The organism is Streptomyces sp. NPDC026673 (assembly GCF_040638135.1).
GTDB lineage: Bacteria > Actinomycetota > Actinomycetes > Streptomycetales > Streptomycetaceae > Actinacidiphila.
Window position 1 is genome coordinate 1 of record NZ_JBEZXR010000090.1, and the last position, 17418, is coordinate 17418.

The following is a 17418-nucleotide window of genomic DNA, read 5'->3' on the forward strand; positions in this document are numbered from 1 at the left end:
CCGTGTTGGTGCTGGTGGGGCGGGGCCTGTTGGGGGGGGTCCGCGGCACCACGAGTGATCGGGGTGTCGGTCGGGTCTACCGGGTCCGGGTCAGCTGACGTTGACCCCGGTCCAGGCGGCGGCGACCGCGTTGTACTCGGTGGAGCCGCTGCCGTAGAGGTCCTTGGCCGCGTTCAGGGTGGCGGTGCGGGCCTTGGCGTAGTTGGTGGACGAGGTGAAGTACACCGTAAGGGCGCGGTACCAGACGGCGGCGGCCTTGGTGCGGCCGATGCCGGTGACGGTTGAGCCGTTCTTCGTCGGGCTGTTGTAGTTCACGCCGTTGATGGTCTTGGCGCCGCTGCCCTCGGAGAGCAGGTAGAAGAAGTGGTTGGCCACGCCCGACGAGTAGTGGACGTCGAGGTTCTTCACCGAGGACGACCAGTAGTCGGCGGAGGCGCCGTCCTTGGACGGCTTGTCCATGTAGCGCAGCGGGCTGCCGTCGCCGTTGATGTCGATCTTCTCGCCGATGAGGTAGTCCGGGGTGTCGGAGGCGAGGTTGGCGTAGAACTCGACCATGGTGCCGAAGATGTCGGAGGTGGCCTCGTTGAGGCCGCCGGACTCGCCGGAGTAGGTGAGGTTCGCGGTGGCGCTGGTGACGCCGTGGGATATCTCGTGGCCGGCGACGTCGAGCGCGGTCAGCGGGTGGGTGTTGCCCGAGCCGTCGCCGTAGGTCATGCAGAAGCAGCTGTCGTCCCAGAAGGCGTTGACGTAGTTGCTGCCGTAGTGGGCGCGCGACAGGGAGCCCTTGCCGTCGCCTCGGATGCCGGAGCGGCCGAAGGTGTTCTTGTAGTAGTCCCACGTCGCCGCGGAGCCGAACTGGGCGTCCACGCCGGCCGACTGGCGGTTGGAGGCGGAGCCGTTGCCCCAGACGTCGTCGGTGTCGGTGAAGGTGGTCCCGGTGCCGCTGGTGCGGTTGTTCAGGTCGGTGGTGTAGATCCCGCCGCGGCTCGCGTCCTTGAGCGTGTAGGTGCTGCCGGACTTCGTCGTGGTCAGCGGGACCGAGCCCACGTGGACGCCGGTGCCGCTGCCGGTCCGGATGCCCTCGTAGGACTGGATCACGGCGCCGGTGGCGGCGTCGGTGATGACGTTGAGCGCGCTCGGGGTGCCGTCGGCCTGCGTGCCGTGGACCACGGTGCGGTAGGCGAGGCGCGGTGTGCCGCTGACGGCCCAGACGACCTTCTCCGGCGCCGCGGCCTTGCCGACCGCCTTCAGCGGCTCCTCGCCCTTGACGAGCGGCGTCCTCAGCAGGCCCTTGACGGTGACGGTGGCCTTCTCCCGGGCCGAGGCGGCCGAGACGGCGGGGGTGAGCGTGGCGGGGGCGATTCTCGCGGAGACCGCGCGCGACACGGACTTCGTGGCACCGCTGCCGCTCTGGTGCACCACCAGGTCGCCGCCGAGCACTTCCAGGCCCGCGTACGTGCGGTCGTAGCGCAGATGGCGGGTGCCGTCCGGGTCGACGACGACGTCCCTGACGGTCAGCTGCTCGCGGTCGCCGAGGCCGAGGCTTCCGGCCAGTCCGGCGGCCTGGCCGCGGGCGTCGGTGAGGGCCTTGGCGTGGGCGGTGGCGAGGGCCGGAGCGGTGGGGGCGCTCTGGGCGGTCGCGGAGAAGGACTGGAGGCCGCCGGCGAGGAGCGCCGAGGCGGCGGCGAGAGTGCCGAATGCCAGCTTCTTGCGCAATGTGACTCCTTGGGTCCCGTCGCGTGGGGGCGGCGGGCGAGGACCCCGGGCGAGTGGGCGCCCGGAGCGGTGTGGGGGACGCGCGGTGTTCCGCGCGGCAAGGAGCCTCGCACCGAACGGCGGGTTAATGACAGGTGCATTTCACCGTTTGGCCGGTTCGCGCGACGGCGGGCCGGACGCCCGCGGCCGCGTCCCGCCCCAAAGGGTGGCGAACCGGTCCCACTCGTAGGGGAAACCCTCCCCGGGGAGGGCGCGTTTCCGGTCAGGATCCGGGGTCCGGATGGCTGAAACACCGCGGTAATACGTGTGACGGAGACCCCGCGTATGATCACGGCCACCGGGGCCCCGGTGAGCAGGGGCGTCCCGCCCCGCGAGACACGGCTGCCCACCATGTGACCGACGGGTAGGCTCGGGCCTGTGCCCAAGCCGCTGAGCCTGCCCTTCGACCCCATCGCCCGCGCCGACGAGATCTGGACGCGGCGCTGGGGCCGCGTGCCGTCGATGGTCGCGATCACGTCGATCATGCGCGCTCAGCAGATCCTGCTGTCCCAGGTCGACTCCGTCGTCAAGCCCTACGGACTGACCTTCGCCCGCTACGAGGCCCTGGTGCTGCTCGCCTTCAGCAAGGAGGGCGAGCTGACCATGTCCAAGATCGGCGAACGTCTCATGGTGCACCCCACCTCCGTCACCAACACCGTCGACCGGCTGGTCGCCGCCGGGTTCGTCGCCAAGCGGCCGAACCCCAACGACGGGCGGGGCACCCTCGCCTCGATCACCGCCAAGGGCCGTGAGGTGTGCGAGGCCGCCACCGAGGAACTCATGGGGATGAAGTTCGGGCTCGGGGCCTACGACGACGAGACGTGCGCGGAGATCTTCGACCTGCTGCGGCCGCTGCGCATAGCCGCCGGGGACTTCGAGGAGTAGCGCGTCCCCGGGGCCGGGCCGGGGGACGGCGCCGGAATCGCACCGGTTACGCTCGTCGCCATGAAAAGCAGCGTCCTGACCCGGTACCGCGTGATGGCCTACATCACCGCCGTCATGTTGCTGGTGCTCTGCACCTGCATGGTCTTCAAGTACGGCTTCGACACCGGTGAGGGGGTGACGCTCGCCGTCTCCCAGGTCCACGGTGTGCTGTACATCATCTACCTGGTCTTCGCCTTCGACCTCGGCTCCAAGGCGAAGTGGTCGTTCGGCAAGCTGGCCTGGGTGCTGCTGTCCGGGACCATCCCCACCGCCGCGTTCTTCGTCGAGCGCAAGGTGGTCCGCGAGGTCGCCCCGCTGGTGGCCCCCGCGGGTGAACCCGTCAAGGTCTGAGACCGGCCTGACCAGCGACTTCCTCTCCTCGTTCGGCGAACGGGGGGATCCGCCGTCGACAGGTACTAGGACGTCCTAGTATTTTCGCCTTGTAGGGGTCATCCTCGTGGTACGGGGACCGGCCCGGCAGGCGAGAGAGGCGGAGACACGGCATGGACGCTGCAGCCATCGAAGAGGGGCGCAGCCGCTGGCAGGCGCGCTACGACGCCGCGCGCAAGCGCGAGGCCGACTTCACCACTCTCTCCGGGGACCCGGTGGAGCCGGTGTACGGGCCGCCCGCCGGCGCCGAGGTGCCCGGCTTCGAGCGGATCGGCTGGCCCGGCGAGTACCCCTTCACGCGAGGCCTGCACCCCACCGGCTACCGGGGCCGCACGTGGACGATCCGCCAGTTCGCCGGCTTCGGCAACGCCGAGCAGACGAACGAGCGCTACAAGATGATCCTCGAGGCGGGCGGCGGCGGTCTGTCCGTCGCCTTCGACATGCCCACCCTCATGGGCCGCGACTCCGACGACCCCCGTTCGCTGGGCGAGGTCGGCCACTGCGGCGTCGCCATCGACTCCGCCGCCGACATGGAGGTCCTCTTCAAGGGCATCCCGCTCGGCGACGTCACCACCTCCATGACGATCTCCGGTCCCGCGGTGCCGGTCTTCTGCATGTACCTGGTGGCCGCCGAGCGCCAGGGCGTCGACCCCGGTGTGCTCAACGGCACACTGCAGACCGACATCTTCAAGGAGTACATCGCGCAGAAGGAGTGGCTCTTCGCCCCCGAGCCGCACCTGCGCCTGATCGGCGACCTCATGGAGCACTGCGCGGCCCGCATCCCCGCGTACAAGCCGCTTTCGGTCTCCGGCTACCACATCCGCGAGGCCGGCTCCACGGCCGCGCAGGAGCTCGCCTACACCCTCGCCGACGGCTTCGGCTACGTCGAGCTGGGCCTGTCGCGCGGTCTGGACGTCGACACCTTCGCCCCGGGCCTGTCCTTCTTCTTCGACGCGCACCTGGACTTCTTCGAGGAGATCGCCAAGTTCCGCGCCGCTCGCCGGATCTGGGCCCGCTGGATGCGCGACGTCTACGGTGCGAAGACCGACAAGGCGCAGTGGCTGCGCTTCCACACCCAGACGGCGGGCGTCTCCCTCACCGCCCAGCAGCCGTACAACAACGTCGTCCGCACGGCGGTGGAGGCCCTGGCCGCGGTCCTCGGCGGCACCAACTCGCTGCACACCAACGCCCTGGACGAGACGCTCGCGCTGCCCAGCGCCCAGGCGGCGGAGATCGCGCTGCGCACCCAGCAGGTGCTGATGGAGGAGACCGGCGTCGCCAATGTCGCCGACCCGCTGGGCGGCTCCTGGTACGTCGAGGCGCTGACCGACCGCATCGAGGCGGACGCGGAGAAGATCTTCGACAAGATCAAGGAACTGGGCGCCCGCGCCGTGCCGGACGGCCGGCACGCGGTCGGCCCGATCACCTCGGGCATCCTGCGCGGCATCGAGGACGGCTACTTCACCGGTCAGATCGCCGAGGCCGCCTTCGCGTACCAGCGGGCCCTGGAGAAGGGCGACAAGAGGGTCGTCGGCGTCAACTGCCACACCGGCTCCGTCACGGGTGACCTGGAGATCCTGCGGGTCAGCCACGAGGTCGAGCGCGAGCAGGTCCGCGTACTCGCCGACCGCAAGGGCGAGCGGGACGACGCGGCCGTCCGCAAGGCGCTGGACGCGATGCTGACCGCCGCCCGCGAGGGCACCAACATGATCGAGCCGATGCTCGACGCGGTCCGCGCCGAGGCCACCCTGGGCGAGATCTGCGGCGTCCTGCGCGACGAGTGGGGCAGCTACACGGAGCCCGCGCGCTTCTGACGACGGACGCGGGGCCCGGTGGGAACAGGGCGCTGTTCCCACCGGGCCCCGCCGTGTGCCGGGGGTGCCTCCCGCCTCAGCGGGTCAGAACTCCTGCACGAAGTACGGCTGCAGGGTCATCCAGCCGTTGCCGCGGGCGCCGTAGCGGGTGCCGTTGTCGCTCTGCGCCAGCGTGTACCAGGAGTCGACGTAGTCCGGGTCGTCGGTCCACCAGTCGTCCGGGATGGCGTCCAGGACCGCGTTCACCAGCGGGATGTAGGTGCCCTGGTCGGCGATGGTCAGCAGGATTCCCGCGATGGCCTTGGCCAGGTCGCGGTAGTTGGTGCTGCCGTCGTCCTCCATCATCACGGCGTCGGCGAGGTTGTACTTGTACAGCGACCAGTTGACCAGGATCTGGTTCGGGCTGTACGTGGTGCCGTCGTTGTCCAGGTACGGCATGTCGACGGGGTCGACGCGCACGGTGCCGTCCAGGCCGAATCCGGTGACCAGCGTGTAGATCTCGGCGTCGCCCTTGACCCAGGGCTCCTCGTCGTCGGAGAGCCGGACCTGGGTGATGCGCGTGGTCCAGAAGCCCCCCGCGGCCGCCGTCGGCCCGGAGGACGCCTGGGAGCGCTTCGCGGACGAGGTCAGGCCCTGCCGGCCCAATTCCCCCTGGAGCACGTCGAGGCCGGCGGCCAGGGCCTTGGAGCCGTCGATGTCGACGACGTACACGGGGTGCGAGGGCGCCTTGCGGGCGTCCAGGCGATGGGCCCGGCCCCGGCTGTCGTAGGCGGTGACGGTGCGGACGTCCTCGTCGGAGCTGGCCGCGGCCACCCAGGGGGTGACGCCGGAGGCCAGCGCCCCGCGCATGGAGTCGTCGCCGAGGCGCAGCCGCAGCAGGGAACCGACGTCGGGGCCGAGGCCCTTGGCGGCGGCGATCCGCCGGTCGGCGTCGGCGAGCGCGGGCCGCAGCCCCGGGCCCGCCAGTTCGGTGACGGCCACCTCGTCCGAGGCCAGTGCCGCGTGGCGGACGCGGGCGCGCCATGAGGCGTCGGAGAGGGAGCCGGCGATGGCGCGCGCAGCCTGGTCCTCCGCCACGGTGACGGCGGACGACGGGGCGTGGGCGCGCGGGGCGGCGGTCGCGGGGAGCGCGGTGGCGCTCTGAGCGACCGTCAGGGCGATCAGCGAGGCGGCGACGGTGGCGACGGCGCCGCGCAGACCGGAGTGAGGGTGTCTCACGTGGATCGATCCTCCTGGGGGCGAGCGATCAATGGACGCGCTGACAGGCTGGAACGATGGAACGCCGAACAACGGCCATACCTGGCCGCCGGGTTGTCTATGCGAGTAGATGACCCGCCGGTAAGCATGACGATGACATGCCATGCGGGCAAGAGGTGTTACGTCTCCGTCGAGCAAAGGGCAGCCGAACTCCCGGCTACGGCACGATCGTTGACGTCGCCGTGAGGCCGCCGAGCAGCACGGTCGTGAAGCGGGCCGCCCAATCGGCGTCCACCGGTTCGCAGCTGACGAGCGCGCGGTGTACGACGGCGCCCGCGATCACGTCGAAGATCAGATCGATCTGCGGCGCCGGGTCGCCCTCGTCCGCCGGGATCTCGCCGCGCTCCTGTGCCCGCCGGCGGCCCTCGATGACCAGCCGCTTCTGCCGGTCGACGATCGCCTCCCGGATCCGCTGCCGCAGCGCCTCGTCGTGGGTGGCCTCGGCGACGACCGCCATGAGCGCGGTCTTGGTGGCGGGCTGCTCCAGCAGGGCCGCGAACTGCAGGACCACGCCCTCCACGTCGGCCCGCAGGCTGCCGCGGTCGGGCAGCTCCAGCTCGTCGAAGAGCGCGGCGACCGCGTCCACGACGAGTTCGTTCTTGTGCGCCCAGCGCCGGTACAGGGTCGTCTTGGCGACCCCGGCACGGGCCGCGACGTCGCCCATGGTGAGCCTGCCCCAGCCCAGCTCGACCAGGGCCTGCCGCGCGGCGTCCAGGATCGCCCGGTCGGCCTCCGCACTGCGGGGGCGTCCGGTCCGCCTGCCTGTTTCACGCGCGCACATGGCTGGGAACCCTATCCCCGTTGCGTATCGCGCGACCATGCAGTTACGCTACGGGTCGTATCGAAAGAGTGGCAGCCACCACGCGCGAGCGGGGACCTCGCGCCGAGTTCTGCGTCATCGTGTCGCGCCCGTGTGGCGCTTTCGGGGGGCGATTCCCCGGGAACCGCGACGAGGGGGGAGGATTGGTCTCATGCAGCCACGGAACATGTCCATGAGCGGCGTGGTCGACCTCGCCGCGGTGAAGGCGGCCGGAGAGGCCAAGGCGAAGGCCGAGCAGGCCCGCGCGGAAGCCGCCCGCCAAGGGGGAGTGCCCGCCCCCGCCCTGGTGACCGAGGTCACCGAGGCCACCTTCGAGAGCGATGTCCTGCAGCGTTCCACCGAGGTCCCGGTCGTGGTCCACTTCTGGACCGACCGCGCGGACGCGAGTGTGCAGCTGCAGGAGACGCTGGAGCGGCTCGCCGCGACGTACGCGGGCCGGGTCGTCGTAGCGAAGATCGACGTGTACGCGAACCAGCTGCTGGTGCAGCAGTTCGGCGTGCAGGGCATTCCCGCGGTGTTCGCGGTGCTGGCCGGCCAGGCCATGCCGCTCTTCCAGGGAGCCGCGCCCGAGGATCAGATCCGCGAGGTGCTGGACCAGTTGGTCGCCGTGGCCGAGCAGCGCTTCGGCATCGTCGGCGTGCCGGTCGAGGGCGGAGCCGAGGAGCCGGTCGCCGAGGAGCGGCCGCCCTCCCCGCTGGAGCTCGCCCTGTCCGCCGCGCACGACGCCCTGGACCAGGGCGACCTCGGTGGCGCGATCCAGGCGTACCGGAACGTGCTGTCGGACGACCCGGGCAACACCGAGGCGAAGCTGGGGCTGGCCCAGGCCGAGTTGCTGGAGCGGGTGCAGGGCGCCGACGCGCAGGCCATCCGCAAGAAGGCGGCCGACAACCCGTCGGACGTGGCGGCGCAGATCGCGGTGGCCGATTTGGACCTGGTCGGCGGCCATGTCGAGGACGCCTTCGGCCGGCTGGTGGATGCCGTACGGCGCACCGTGGGCGAGGACCGCGATGCCGCGCGGCTGCGGCTGCTGGAGCTGTTCGAGGTGATCGGGGCGGACGACCCCCGGGTGACGGCCGCGCGCGCGGCACTGGCGCGAGTGCTGTTCTGAGCTGATCACGTAAGGTGGCCGTGCCTCGAAAGCCATTTCGAGCCGCGAGCAGGACCGGCCGCGCTTTACCAAATCTTGATGAAGCGCGGCCGCTGTTACTTCCGGTAAGAGAGTGACGCGACTCTGTCCGGATCTATCACTCGATGGGCGAATTTCACACCCTCATCGCAACTACGCTCCGTAGCGATTCTGGTCTAGACCAGATCCCTCGGGTTATCTCGCCGTTACCCGCTGGTAACGACGCCCCTTGTGCAGCGGCGCCGAATGGACCACGATCGGCCAAGCCCGGTCCGTCGCCGAGACGTCGGCATCCAGCCGTCCGATCGCCGAGCGGGTCCCCACCGGGCCGGGGCGCCGAAGCTGTGCCAGCAGTGGACGCGGCCCGAGGACAGGGGGGTCTCTGCCGTTGGGCAGGGCCTGTCCAGCAGGTTGCGCGAGAGCGTGGCCGTGTGGTTGTCGCTCGGGGGTGATCGCCGATTTTTCGGACAGCGTCGTCCGCTCTTACCCGCGTGACGGCCGTCGATACGGCGCTCTCCTTCCCGAGGACGTAGCACTTCTCCCATCCCGCCGCAATCCCCACGATTCCGGCCGGAGATGTACGTCCGAGAAGGAGGAAAGTCATGGAGTCGCTCATCCGCGGCGGTACCAGATGGAAGCGGTTCGCCGTTGTCATGGTCCCGAGTGTCGCCGCCACCGCGGCGATAGGCGTGGCCCTGGGTCAGGGCGCGCTCGCCGCATCGTTCAGCGTGTCGGGTCAGCAGTTCAAGGTCGCCGCCGAGGACCTGCAGGGTGAGGGCTTCGTCCAGTACGGAGCCCTTGACATCCAGCACGGCGGCAAGCCGATCCCGGTCGCGGTGTCCGCGTTCGACTCGGCCACGATCACCGGTCTGTGCCAGTCCGTGGTCGTGCCGACGCCGATCGGCGACGTCACCCTGAAGCTGGGCGCCGGCAACGGCGGCAAGAAGGTCGAGGCGAAGAACCTCTACATCGACCTCGACCAGCTCGACGCCGATGCGGAGTTCACCGACATCAACATCGGTGTCGCCGCCGGCGACACCCAGCAGGGCCCCGGAATCAAGGCCGGCGACAAGACCGACCCCGGTTCCTTCGCCCAGGAGGCCCGGAAGGCGCACCTCACCGGTGTGACCCAGACCGCGTGGGCGACCAGCGCGGGCACCTTCAAGCTCAGCGGGCTGAGCATGTCGGTCAAGATGGGCTCCGGCAAGAAGCTCGAGTGCTTCTAGCCTGACCAGAGGGGGTGGGGGGCACGGGATGCCCCTCACCTTCCTCACCCCCGACTCTTTCTTGAAACGCCAGTCCCAGGGAGCTGTTTTCCATGAGCGCCGAGACACACGGACTGAGGGGCCGGTTCGGCTATTGGCGGTTCCGCTTCCGCGTATGGCGCGGACAGCGGCCGTTCTGGGCAGGCCTGCTGACTTTGCTGGCCGGACTGCCCATCGCGTACTTCCCGTACGCCCATCTCTCGCTCGGCGCGCTGAGCCTGACCATGGCCACCACGGCCGGTTCCGGCTCGCTGATCATCGGCGTGCTGCTGGTCGTGCTCGGCCTGACGATGTGGTTCCAGTCGGCGGTGCGGGTCTTCTCGGGCGTCGCCTCGATCCTGCTGTCGCTGGTGTCACTGGTGGTCTCCAACTTCGGCGGCTTCCTGATGGGCTTCCTGATGGGCCTCATAGGCGGCGCCCTCGCCGTCTCGTGGGCCCCGGGCGTACCGCCCGCCGACGGCGGGGCGGACCCTGCGGAACTGCCGGACAGCGGCAAGGGCGACGACGGCGACGCCGGCTATGTGCCGCCGCCCGGTTCCCCCTACGCGGCGGCCTACGGCGAGTACCCGGCCGAGCCGGCCGCCGACCAGGCCGAGACCGCCCCGCAGCACCCGGTGGACGGCGCCGGGCAGACCGTAGACGCGAACGGGAGGCACAGTGCGGGGTGATGAGGCTCAGCCGGCTTCCGGGACCGCCGCGGTCAGCGGCACCCGTGAGAGAACGGGGCCGCGGCACGCGGCACCGAGGAAGTCGCTGCTGACCAAGCTGCAGATGCCCGCGGGCAAGGCGATAGCCCTGGCCGCGATGCCGACGGCGGTCCTGATGGGCATGGGACTGACCCCGCGGCTGGCCTCTGCCGACGAACTGCCGAGGAACCCGTTCTCGGGGACGAAGTGCGTCGAGCAGCCCGACGAGCCGTCGGAGTCCGCGACGCCGAGCGCCACCCCGTCGAGCGGCGGTACCAAGACGGCGACCCCGAGCCCGTCCGCGAGCTCCTCGCAGAGCGCCTCCCCGGGCTCCGGTTCCGGCGACCAGGGCGGCAAGGGCGACGAGGGCGACGGCGGTTCGTCGGGTTCCACCTCCGGTGGCACGGGGACGACGGCGCCCGCCCCGACGGCCTCGCCGTCGGCGACCGGGCAGAGCAACCCGCTGGACCCGCTGGGTGTCGGCGACGCCCTGGGCAGCCTGCTGGGCCTGGACAAGAAGACCGAGGAGCCGGCGACCGCGACGCCCGCCCCGGGCGCCACGTCGGCCGCCCCGAGGCCGAGCGCGACCAAGGGCACCGCAGGGAAGACGGTCGAGGACACCACCGGCACGCTGAAGAAGTCCGTGTCCGAGGCCGTCGAGAAGCTCGCGAAGACCACCGCGGAGGCGGCGGACTCCCCGAGCCCGTCCCAGAGTTCCCCGGCCGTGTCGGCGGACGGCAAGACCCCGTTCCCGTGCCCGACCCACGACGCGCAGGCCCTGGCGGACGCCGCCTACCAGGAGACGCAGTCACTGCTGCCGGACGACCCCTGGGTCCTGCACAGCAGCCTGCTGACCCTGACCGGGCTCGACTACAAGGGCATCGTCGAGGTCAAGACCTGGAGCGGCAAGGTCAAGAAGGTGCTGAAGTTCACGGCCACCGGCGTGGACATCAAGGACCTGCAGCAGGAGGTCGTCGGTCCCAACGGCACCGTCGGTCACGTGGACGCCCGCAAGGGCAGCACCTCCACGATCCGCAACGGCACGGTGACGATGTACACCGAGTCGCTGAAGGGCAACCTCTTCGGGCTCATCCCGATCGAGTTCACCCCGAACACCCCGCCGCCGATCAACGTGCCGGCCGCCTTCTTCACCAATGTCACGGTCAAGCAGGCGGGCCAGTTCGGCGGCACCCTGAAGATCCCCGGCATGCACGTGTACAACACCGCGGACTGAACGGGCCGATCGGGCCGAACGGACTGATCGGCCCCACAGCCCCGCAGGACCTCTCCGGGAGCCGCACAAAACGGCGGAGGGCGCCGTCCCCGCAAGGGGGAGGCGCCCTCCGCCGTCTCCGTTTCCCGTCGGCGGGCGGCTCCGGGCCGTCAGACCGCGCGGTGACCGAGGTGGTGGACGCGCACCAGGTTGGTGCTGCCGGGGATACCGGGAGGCGAGCCGGCCGTGATGATCACGGTGTCGCCCTCGGCGTAGTCGCTGAGCTTCAGCATCTCCTGGTTGACGATCTCCACCATCTCGTCGGTGGTGTTCACGTGCGGCACGACCGTGGTCTGCACGCCCCAGGTGAGCGCCAGCATGTTGCGGGTCGACTCGTCGGTCGTGTAGGCCACGACCGGCTGCGGCACGCGGTAGCGGGCCAGCCGGCGGGCGGTGTCGCCGGACTTGGTGAAGGCGACCAGGGTCTTGGCGTCCAGGTAGTCCGCGAGCTCGGCGGCGGCGCGGGCGACGGCGCCGCCCTGGGTGCGCGGCTTGCGGCCGTTGAGCGGCCACAGGCCCTGCTTGAGCAGCTCGACCTCGGCCGCCTCGATGATCCGCGACATGGTCTTCACGGTCTCGATCGGGTACTTGCCGACGCTGGACTCGGCCGACAGCATGACCGCGTCCGTTCCGTCCAGGATCGCGTTGGCGACGTCGGAGGCCTCGGCGCGGGTCGGACGGGAGTTGGTGATCATCGACTCCATCATCTGGGTCGCGACGATCACCGGCTTGGCGTTGCGGCGGCACAGCTCGATCAGCCGCTTCTGCACCATGGGGACCTTCTCCAGCGGATACTCCACCGCCAGGTCGCCACGGGCCACCATGACGCCGTCGAAGGCCGCGACGACGTCCTCCATGTTGTCGACCGCCTGCGGCTTCTCGACCTTGGCGATGACCGGCACGCGGCGGCCGACCTCGTCCATGACGCGGTGGACGTCGCGGACGTCCTTGGCGTCGCGGACGAAGGAGAGCGCCACCATGTCGACGCCCATGCGCAGTGCGAAGCGCAGGTCCTCGATGTCCTTCTCGGACAGGGCGGGGACGTTCACCGCGGCGCCGGGCAGGTTGATGCCCTTGTGGTCGGAGATCACGCCGCCCTCGACGACCAGGCAGCGGACCCGCGGGCCCTCGACCTCGATCACGCGCAGGGCGACGTTGCCGTCGTTGATCAGGACGGGGTCGCCGGCGCGGACGTCGGCGGGCAGGCCCTTGTAGGTGGTGCCGCAGATGGTCTTGTCGCCGGGCACGTCCTCGGTGGTGATGACGAACTCGTCACCGGCGACCAGCTCCACGGGCCCGTCCGCGAAGGTCTCCAGGCGGATCTTGGGCCCCTGGAGGTCGGCCAGCACGCCGATGGCACGTCCGGTCTCGACGGAGACCTTGCGCACCCGCTGGTAGCGCTCCTCGTGCTCGGCGTGGCTGCCGTGGCTGAAGTTGAAGCGGGCCACGTTCATTCCGGCCTCGGCCAGCGTCTTCAGCTGGTCGTAGGAGTCGACGGCGGGACCCAGGGTGCAGACGATTTTCGCTCGGCGCATGAGGACGATCCTATCGGGTTTGTTCCGCTCCGGAATTTTCCCGTGCGGGGGAGACATGGACGGTGCGGACGGCGGCCATAGATTAGAGCCTTCGGGTGGCCTCAACGAGTCACCGGCCTGTCACCAGCGAGTACGTCTGTTGTGCGATCTCCAGTTCCTCGTCGGTGGGGACGACCGCCACCGCCACCCGGCTGCCCTCGGCCGACACCACGCGCGCGGCGCTGCCGCGCACCGCGTTGCGCACCGCGTCCAGCTCGATGCCCAGGCCCTCCAGGCCGCGCATCGCGGCGGCGCGGACCGCCGCCGAGTTCTCGCCGACGCCCGCCGTGAAGGCGATCGCGTCGACGCGTCCCAGTACGGCGGTGTAGGCGCCCACGTACTTGCGCAGCCGGTGGACGTAGACGTCGAAGGCGAGCTGCGCGTCGGCGTCGCCCTCGGCCATCCGGCGGGCGATCTCCCGCATGTCGTTGTCACCGCACAGGCCCAGCAGGCCCGAGCGCTTGTTGAGCAGGTCGTCGATCTCGGCCACCGGCATCCCGCCGACGCGGGCGAGGTGGAAGACCACGGCGGGGTCCAGGTCGCCCGAACGGGTTCCCATCACCAGGCCCTCCAGCGGGGTGAGGCCCATGGAGGTCTCCACGCACTCCCCGCCGCGCACGGCGGAGGCGGAGGCGCCGTTGCCCAGGTGCAGGACGATGACGTTGACCTCGGCGGGGTCCCTCCCGAGCAGCCGGGCGGCCGCACGGGAGACATAGGCGTGCGAGGTGCCGTGGAAGCCGTAGCGGCGCACCTGGTGGGCGTCGGCGGTCTCCCGGTCGATCGCGTAGCGGTAGGCGTGCTCGGGGATGGTGGCGTGGAAGGCGGTGTCGAAGACCGCCACCTGCGGCAGGTCCGGTCGCAGGTCGCGGGCGACCCGGATGCCGGTGACGTTCGCCGGGTTGTGGAGCGGGGCGAGCGGCACCAGCTCCTCGACCGCGGCGAGCACCTCGTCGTCGATCAGCGTCGGCTCGGTGAAGCGCGTGCCGCCGTGCACGACCCGGTGGCCCACCGCGGCCAGTTCGGGGGAGTCCAGGCCGAGGCCGCGGCCGGCCAGTTCGTCCGCGACGATCTTCAGCGCCTCGGCGTGGTCCGCGACCCCGCCCGGCTCGCCGATCCGCTCGACGATCCCGGCGGCGGGCCTGCTGCCGTCGGCCATGTCGAGCAGCTGGTACTTCAGCGACGAGGAGCCGGAGTTGAGGACGAGAACGCGGGTAGCGGTCACGGTGCCTTCCCTGTGGTGGCCGGTCACCGGTCGCCCTGGGCCTGGATGGCCGTGATGGCGACGGTGTTGACGATGTCCTGGACCAGCGCGCCGCGCGACAGGTCGTTGACGGGCTTGCGCAGGCCCTGCAGCACCGGGCCGACCGCCACCGCGCCGGCCGAACGCTGCACGGCCTTGTAGGTGTTGTTGCCGGTGTTGAGGTCCGGGAAGATCAGCACGGTGGCGTTCCCGGCGACCTTCGAGTCCGGCAGCTTGGTGGCCGCGACCTTCGCGTCGACCGCGGCGTCGTACTGGATGGGGCCCTCCACCAGCAGGTCGGGGCGCCGCTGCCGGACCAGCTCGGTGGCCCGGCGCACCTTGTCGACGTCGGCGCCCGAGCCGGAGGTTCCGGTGGAGTACGACAGCATCGCCACCCGCGGCTCGACCCCGAACTGGGCGGCCGTCTCGGCGGACTGGATCGCGATGTCGGCGAGCTGCTCGGCGTCCGGGTCCGGGTTGACGGCGCAGTCTCCGTACACCAGCACCCGGTCGGCCAGGCACATGAAGAACACGGAGCTGACGATGGAGGCGCCCGGCGCGGTCTTGATCACCTCGAAGGCGGGACGGATGGTCGCCGCCGTGGAGTGGACGGCGCCGGAGACCATGCCGTCGGCCAGACCCTGCTCCACCATCAGCGTCCCGAAGTAGGAGACGTCGGCCACGACGTCGTACGCCAGCTCGTAGCTGACGCCCCGGTGGGCGCGGAGTCTGGCGTACAACTCGGCGAAGTTCTCGCGTAGCGGCGAGGTCTGAGGATCCGTCAGAGTGCAGCCGGGGACGTCGACGTTGATGCCGAGCTCGCCGGCCCGCTTGCGGATGGCGTCCTCGTCACCGAGCAGGACGATGTCGCAGACGTCCCGGCGCAGCAGGACCTCGGCCGCGTGCAGGATGCGCTCCTCGGTCCCCTCGGGGAGGACCACCCGGCGGCGCCCGGTGCGGGCCCGCTCGATCAGCTCGTGCTCGAACATCATCGGGGTGACGCGTTCGCCGCGGACCACCGAGAGCCGCTCGGTCAGCTCGGTGCCGTCCACGTGCTTCTCGAAGAGCCCGAGCGCGGTCTCCGCCTTGCGCGGGGTGGCCGCTCCCAGCCGGGCCTCCAGGGCGAACAGCTCGGCGGCGGTCGGGAAGCTGCCGGTCGGCACCGACATGACCGGGGTGCCCGGCGCCAGCCGGGCGGCCAGCGCCATGATCTCGGGGCCGGGCACCTCGTCCAGGGTGAGGAGGATGCCGGCGATGGGCGGCGAGCCGGCGGAGTGCGCCGCCAGCGAGCCGATGATCAGGTCCGCCCGGTCGCCGGGGGTGATCACCATGCAGCCGGGGGTCAGGGCGCGGATGAACCTCGGCAGCATCGCGCCGCCGAAGACGAAGTTCATCACGTCCCGGGACAGCCCGCCGTGGTCGCCGAGCAGCACCTCGGCGTGGAGCGCCTCGACGACCTGGGCGACCGTGGGGGCCGACAGCGCGGGCTCGTCCGGCAGCACGTACGCGGGCACCGGCAGCCTGCGGCGCAGCCGCGTCGCGGCCTCCTCCAGCGCCTCGCGCGGCACCCGGTTGGCGATCATGGCGACGATGTCGCAGCCCAGGCCGGTGTAGGACAGGTGCGCGTTGCGGACCTCGTCCACGACCGAGTCCGCGGTCTGCTCGCGGCCGCCGACCACCGGGATCACCGAGGCGCCGAATTCGTTCGCGAGCCGGGCGTTGATGCCCAGCTCGCCGGGGAGGTTGGTCTCGTGGAAGTCCGAGCCGAGGACGAGGACGGTGGGGTAGTCCCTGGCCACCAGGTGGTAGCGGTCCACCAGGCGGGCGATGAGCGCGTCGCGGCCCTGCTCGGCCTGGAGCGCGGCCGCCTCCTCGTAGCCGAGGCCGTAGGCGGTCGCCGGGTCCTGGGTCAGCCGGTAGCGGCTGCGCAGCAACTCGAACATCCGGTCGGGCGTGTCGTGGACCAGCGGCCGGAACACCCCGACGCGGTCCACCTGCCGGGTCAGCAGCTCCATCACGCCCAGCTCGACGACCTGCCGCCCGTCGCCCCTGCCGATCCCGGTTACGTACACGCTGCGCGTCACGCGCTCTCTCCGTTCCTGCCCGCCGCGATCCACCCAGATGGGTGGCGGATACCTCTTGACATTACCGTTCGGTGTGCGTATGACGCGCGGCGGGTGCGGTGCGGACCTACGATGCGAAAAGGCGACCGTACACGCGACCGGAGGGAGCGTGGAGCGCCATGCGCATCGGAGTCCTCACCGCCGGCGGCGACTGCCCCGGCCTCAACGCCGTGATCCGGTCGGTGACACATCGCGCGCTCACGTACCACGGTGACGAGGTCATCGGCTTTGAGGACGGCTTCAAGGGCCTGCTGGAGGGCCGCTACCGTCCTCTCGACCTCAACTCCGTCAGCGGCATCCTCGCCCGGGGCGGCACCATCCTGGGCTCCTCCCGGCTGGAACGGGCCCGTCTCCACGAGGCCGCGGACAACTGGCGCACCCTCTGCGCGGGCTACGCCCTCGACGTCCTGATCCCCATCGGCGGCGAGGGCACGCTCACCGCCGCACGGCTGCTCGCCGAGGCCGGCATGCCGGTGGTCGGGGTCCCCAAGACCATCGACAACGACATCTCCGCCACCGACCGCACTTTCGGCTTCGACACCGCCGTCACCGTCGCCACCGAGGCCATCGACCGCCTCAAGACCACCGCCGAGTCCCACCAGCGCGTCATGGTCGTCGAGGTCATGGGCCGGCACGCCGGGTGGATCGCCCTGGAGTCCGGCATGGCCGGCGGCGCCCACGGCATCTGCCTGCCGGAACGGCCCTTCGACCCCGCCGACGTCGTCGCGATGGTCGAGGAGCGCTTCGCCCGCGGCAAGAAGTTCGCCGTCATCTGCGTCGCCGAGGGAGCCCACCCCGCCGAGGGCACCATGCCGTACGCCCACGGCGAGATCGACGCCTACGGCCATGAGCGCTTCGCCGGCATCGGCACGCGGCTCGCGGGCGAGCTCGAACAGCGCATGGGCAAGGAGGCCCGCCCCGTCATCCTCGGCCACGTCCAGCGCGGCGGCGTTCCCACCGCCTACGACCGCGTGCTCGCCACCCGCTTCGGCTGGCACGCCGTCGAGGCCGCCCACAAGGGCGCCTTCGGCTGCATGACCGCCCTGCGCGGCACCGCCGTGGAACTGGTGCCGCTGGCCGACGCGGTGATGGTGCTCAAGCGGGTGCCGGAGGACCGCATGCAGGAGGCGGAGTCGGTCTTCTGACGCGCTGTCCCCCGTGTCCGGCCGGC

Annotated in this window: 14 protein-coding genes; 8 read left to right on the plus strand and 6 right to left on the minus strand. The window is 70.9% G+C overall.

Annotated elements, in window-relative coordinates; genetic code table 11:
• Nucleotides 1-90 precede the first annotated feature (90 nt).
• Nucleotides 91-1716 (minus strand): M4 family metallopeptidase, encoded by a 1626-nt coding sequence (locus AB0F62_RS36965; protein ID WP_361809860.1) that lies wholly within the window; start codon nucleotides 1714-1716, stop codon nucleotides 91-93.
• A 417-nt stretch (nucleotides 1717-2133) separates the two neighbouring features.
• Here AB0F62_RS36965 and AB0F62_RS36970 point away from each other — a divergent pair, with 417 nt between their 5' ends.
• From AB0F62_RS36970 to AB0F62_RS36980, 3 genes are all read left to right on the plus strand, one after another.
• Nucleotides 2134-2640, plus strand: coding sequence for a MarR family transcriptional regulator (locus AB0F62_RS36970; protein WP_361809862.1), 507 nt, complete (start codon nucleotides 2134-2136; stop codon nucleotides 2638-2640).
• Between the two features lie 60 nt (nucleotides 2641-2700).
• Nucleotides 2701-3030: a DUF3817 domain-containing protein gene (locus tag AB0F62_RS36975; protein ID WP_361809864.1), complete on the plus strand. Its 330-nt coding sequence runs from the start codon at nucleotides 2701-2703 to the stop codon at nucleotides 3028-3030.
• Between the two features lie 152 nt (nucleotides 3031-3182).
• Entirely contained in the window at nucleotides 3183-4883 is a 1701-nt protein-coding gene (locus AB0F62_RS36980) for a methylmalonyl-CoA mutase family protein (protein ID WP_361809866.1), read from the plus strand.
• Between the two features lie 84 nt (nucleotides 4884-4967).
• On the opposite strand, the gene AB0F62_RS36985 is transcribed toward AB0F62_RS36980, so the two are convergent.
• On the minus strand, nucleotides 4968-6101 hold the full coding sequence (locus AB0F62_RS36985; RefSeq protein ID WP_361809868.1) for a DUF3103 family protein: 1134 nt from the start codon (nucleotides 6099-6101) through the stop codon (nucleotides 4968-4970).
• A gap of 196 nt (nucleotides 6102-6297) precedes the next feature.
• Entirely contained in the window at nucleotides 6298-6921 is a 624-nt protein-coding gene (locus tag AB0F62_RS36990) for a TetR/AcrR family transcriptional regulator (RefSeq protein WP_361809870.1), read from the minus strand.
• Nucleotides 6922-7111: 190 nt separating this feature from the next.
• Here AB0F62_RS36990 and AB0F62_RS36995 point away from each other — a divergent pair, with 190 nt between their 5' ends.
• From AB0F62_RS36995 to AB0F62_RS37010, 4 genes are all read left to right on the plus strand, one after another.
• Nucleotides 7112-8068 (plus strand): tetratricopeptide repeat protein, encoded by a 957-nt coding sequence (locus AB0F62_RS36995; protein ID WP_361809872.1) that lies wholly within the window; start codon nucleotides 7112-7114, stop codon nucleotides 8066-8068.
• A gap of 620 nt (nucleotides 8069-8688) precedes the next feature.
• A complete protein-coding gene (locus tag AB0F62_RS37000; protein WP_361809874.1) occupies nucleotides 8689-9312 on the plus strand; it encodes a DUF6230 family protein in 624 nt (207 codons plus the stop codon).
• A gap of 92 nt (nucleotides 9313-9404) precedes the next feature.
• Nucleotides 9405-10019 carry a DUF6114 domain-containing protein gene (locus tag AB0F62_RS37005; protein WP_361809876.1) on the plus strand — a complete coding sequence of 205 codons (615 nt, stop codon included), beginning with the start codon at nucleotides 9405-9407 and terminating at the stop codon, nucleotides 10017-10019.
• Complete coding sequence (locus tag AB0F62_RS37010; RefSeq protein ID WP_361809878.1) at nucleotides 10009-11271, plus strand: hydrogenase expression protein HypF; 1263 nt, start codon at nucleotides 10009-10011, stop codon at nucleotides 11269-11271. The genes AB0F62_RS37005 and AB0F62_RS37010 overlap by 11 nt, the downstream gene beginning before the upstream one ends.
• A 149-nt stretch (nucleotides 11272-11420) precedes the next feature.
• Here the strand turns inward: AB0F62_RS37010 and pyk are convergent, their stop codons facing one another.
• From pyk to pta, 3 genes are all read right to left on the minus strand, one after another.
• On the minus strand, nucleotides 11421-12845 hold the full coding sequence (pyk, locus tag AB0F62_RS37015) for a pyruvate kinase (protein WP_361809880.1): 1425 nt from the start codon (nucleotides 12843-12845) through the stop codon (nucleotides 11421-11423).
• 109 nt (nucleotides 12846-12954) lie between these two features.
• The gene (locus AB0F62_RS37020; RefSeq protein ID WP_361809882.1) at nucleotides 12955-14106 is read right to left on the minus strand and encodes an acetate kinase; all 1152 of its coding nucleotides are present in this window, start codon (nucleotides 14104-14106) and stop codon (nucleotides 12955-12957) included.
• Nucleotides 14107-14129: 23 nt separating this feature from the next.
• Complete coding sequence (pta, locus tag AB0F62_RS37025; RefSeq protein WP_361809884.1) at nucleotides 14130-16208, minus strand: phosphate acetyltransferase; 2079 nt, start codon at nucleotides 16206-16208, stop codon at nucleotides 14130-14132.
• Between the two features lie 158 nt (nucleotides 16209-16366).
• Here pta and AB0F62_RS37030 point away from each other — a divergent pair, with 158 nt between their 5' ends.
• The gene (locus AB0F62_RS37030) at nucleotides 16367-17392 is read left to right on the plus strand and encodes an ATP-dependent 6-phosphofructokinase (protein WP_361809886.1); all 1026 of its coding nucleotides are present in this window, start codon (nucleotides 16367-16369) and stop codon (nucleotides 17390-17392) included.
• Nucleotides 17393-17418 lie beyond the last annotated feature (26 nt).

What these genes read in the sequence shown, in the direction of transcription:
- AB0F62_RS36975 (WP_361809864.1), top strand. Translation starts at nt 2,701, where the DNA reads ATGAAAAGCAGCGTCCTGACCCGGTACCGCGTGATGGCCTACATCACC.
- AB0F62_RS36980 (WP_361809866.1), top strand. Translation starts at nt 3,183, where the DNA reads ATGGACGCTGCAGCCATCGAAGAGGGGCGCAGCCGCTGGCAGGCGCGC.
- AB0F62_RS36990 (WP_361809870.1), bottom strand. Translation starts at nt 6,921, where the DNA reads ATGTGCGCGCGTGAAACAGGCAGGCGGACCGGACGCCCCCGCAGTGCG.
- AB0F62_RS36995 (WP_361809872.1), top strand. Translation starts at nt 7,112, where the DNA reads ATGCAGCCACGGAACATGTCCATGAGCGGCGTGGTCGACCTCGCCGCG.
- AB0F62_RS37000 (WP_361809874.1), top strand. Translation starts at nt 8,689, where the DNA reads ATGGAGTCGCTCATCCGCGGCGGTACCAGATGGAAGCGGTTCGCCGTT.
- AB0F62_RS37005 (WP_361809876.1), top strand. Translation starts at nt 9,405, where the DNA reads ATGAGCGCCGAGACACACGGACTGAGGGGCCGGTTCGGCTATTGGCGG.
- pyk (WP_361809880.1), bottom strand. Translation starts at nt 12,845, where the DNA reads ATGCGCCGAGCGAAAATCGTCTGCACCCTGGGTCCCGCCGTCGACTCC.
- AB0F62_RS37030 (WP_361809886.1), top strand. Translation starts at nt 16,367, where the DNA reads ATGCGCATCGGAGTCCTCACCGCCGGCGGCGACTGCCCCGGCCTCAAC.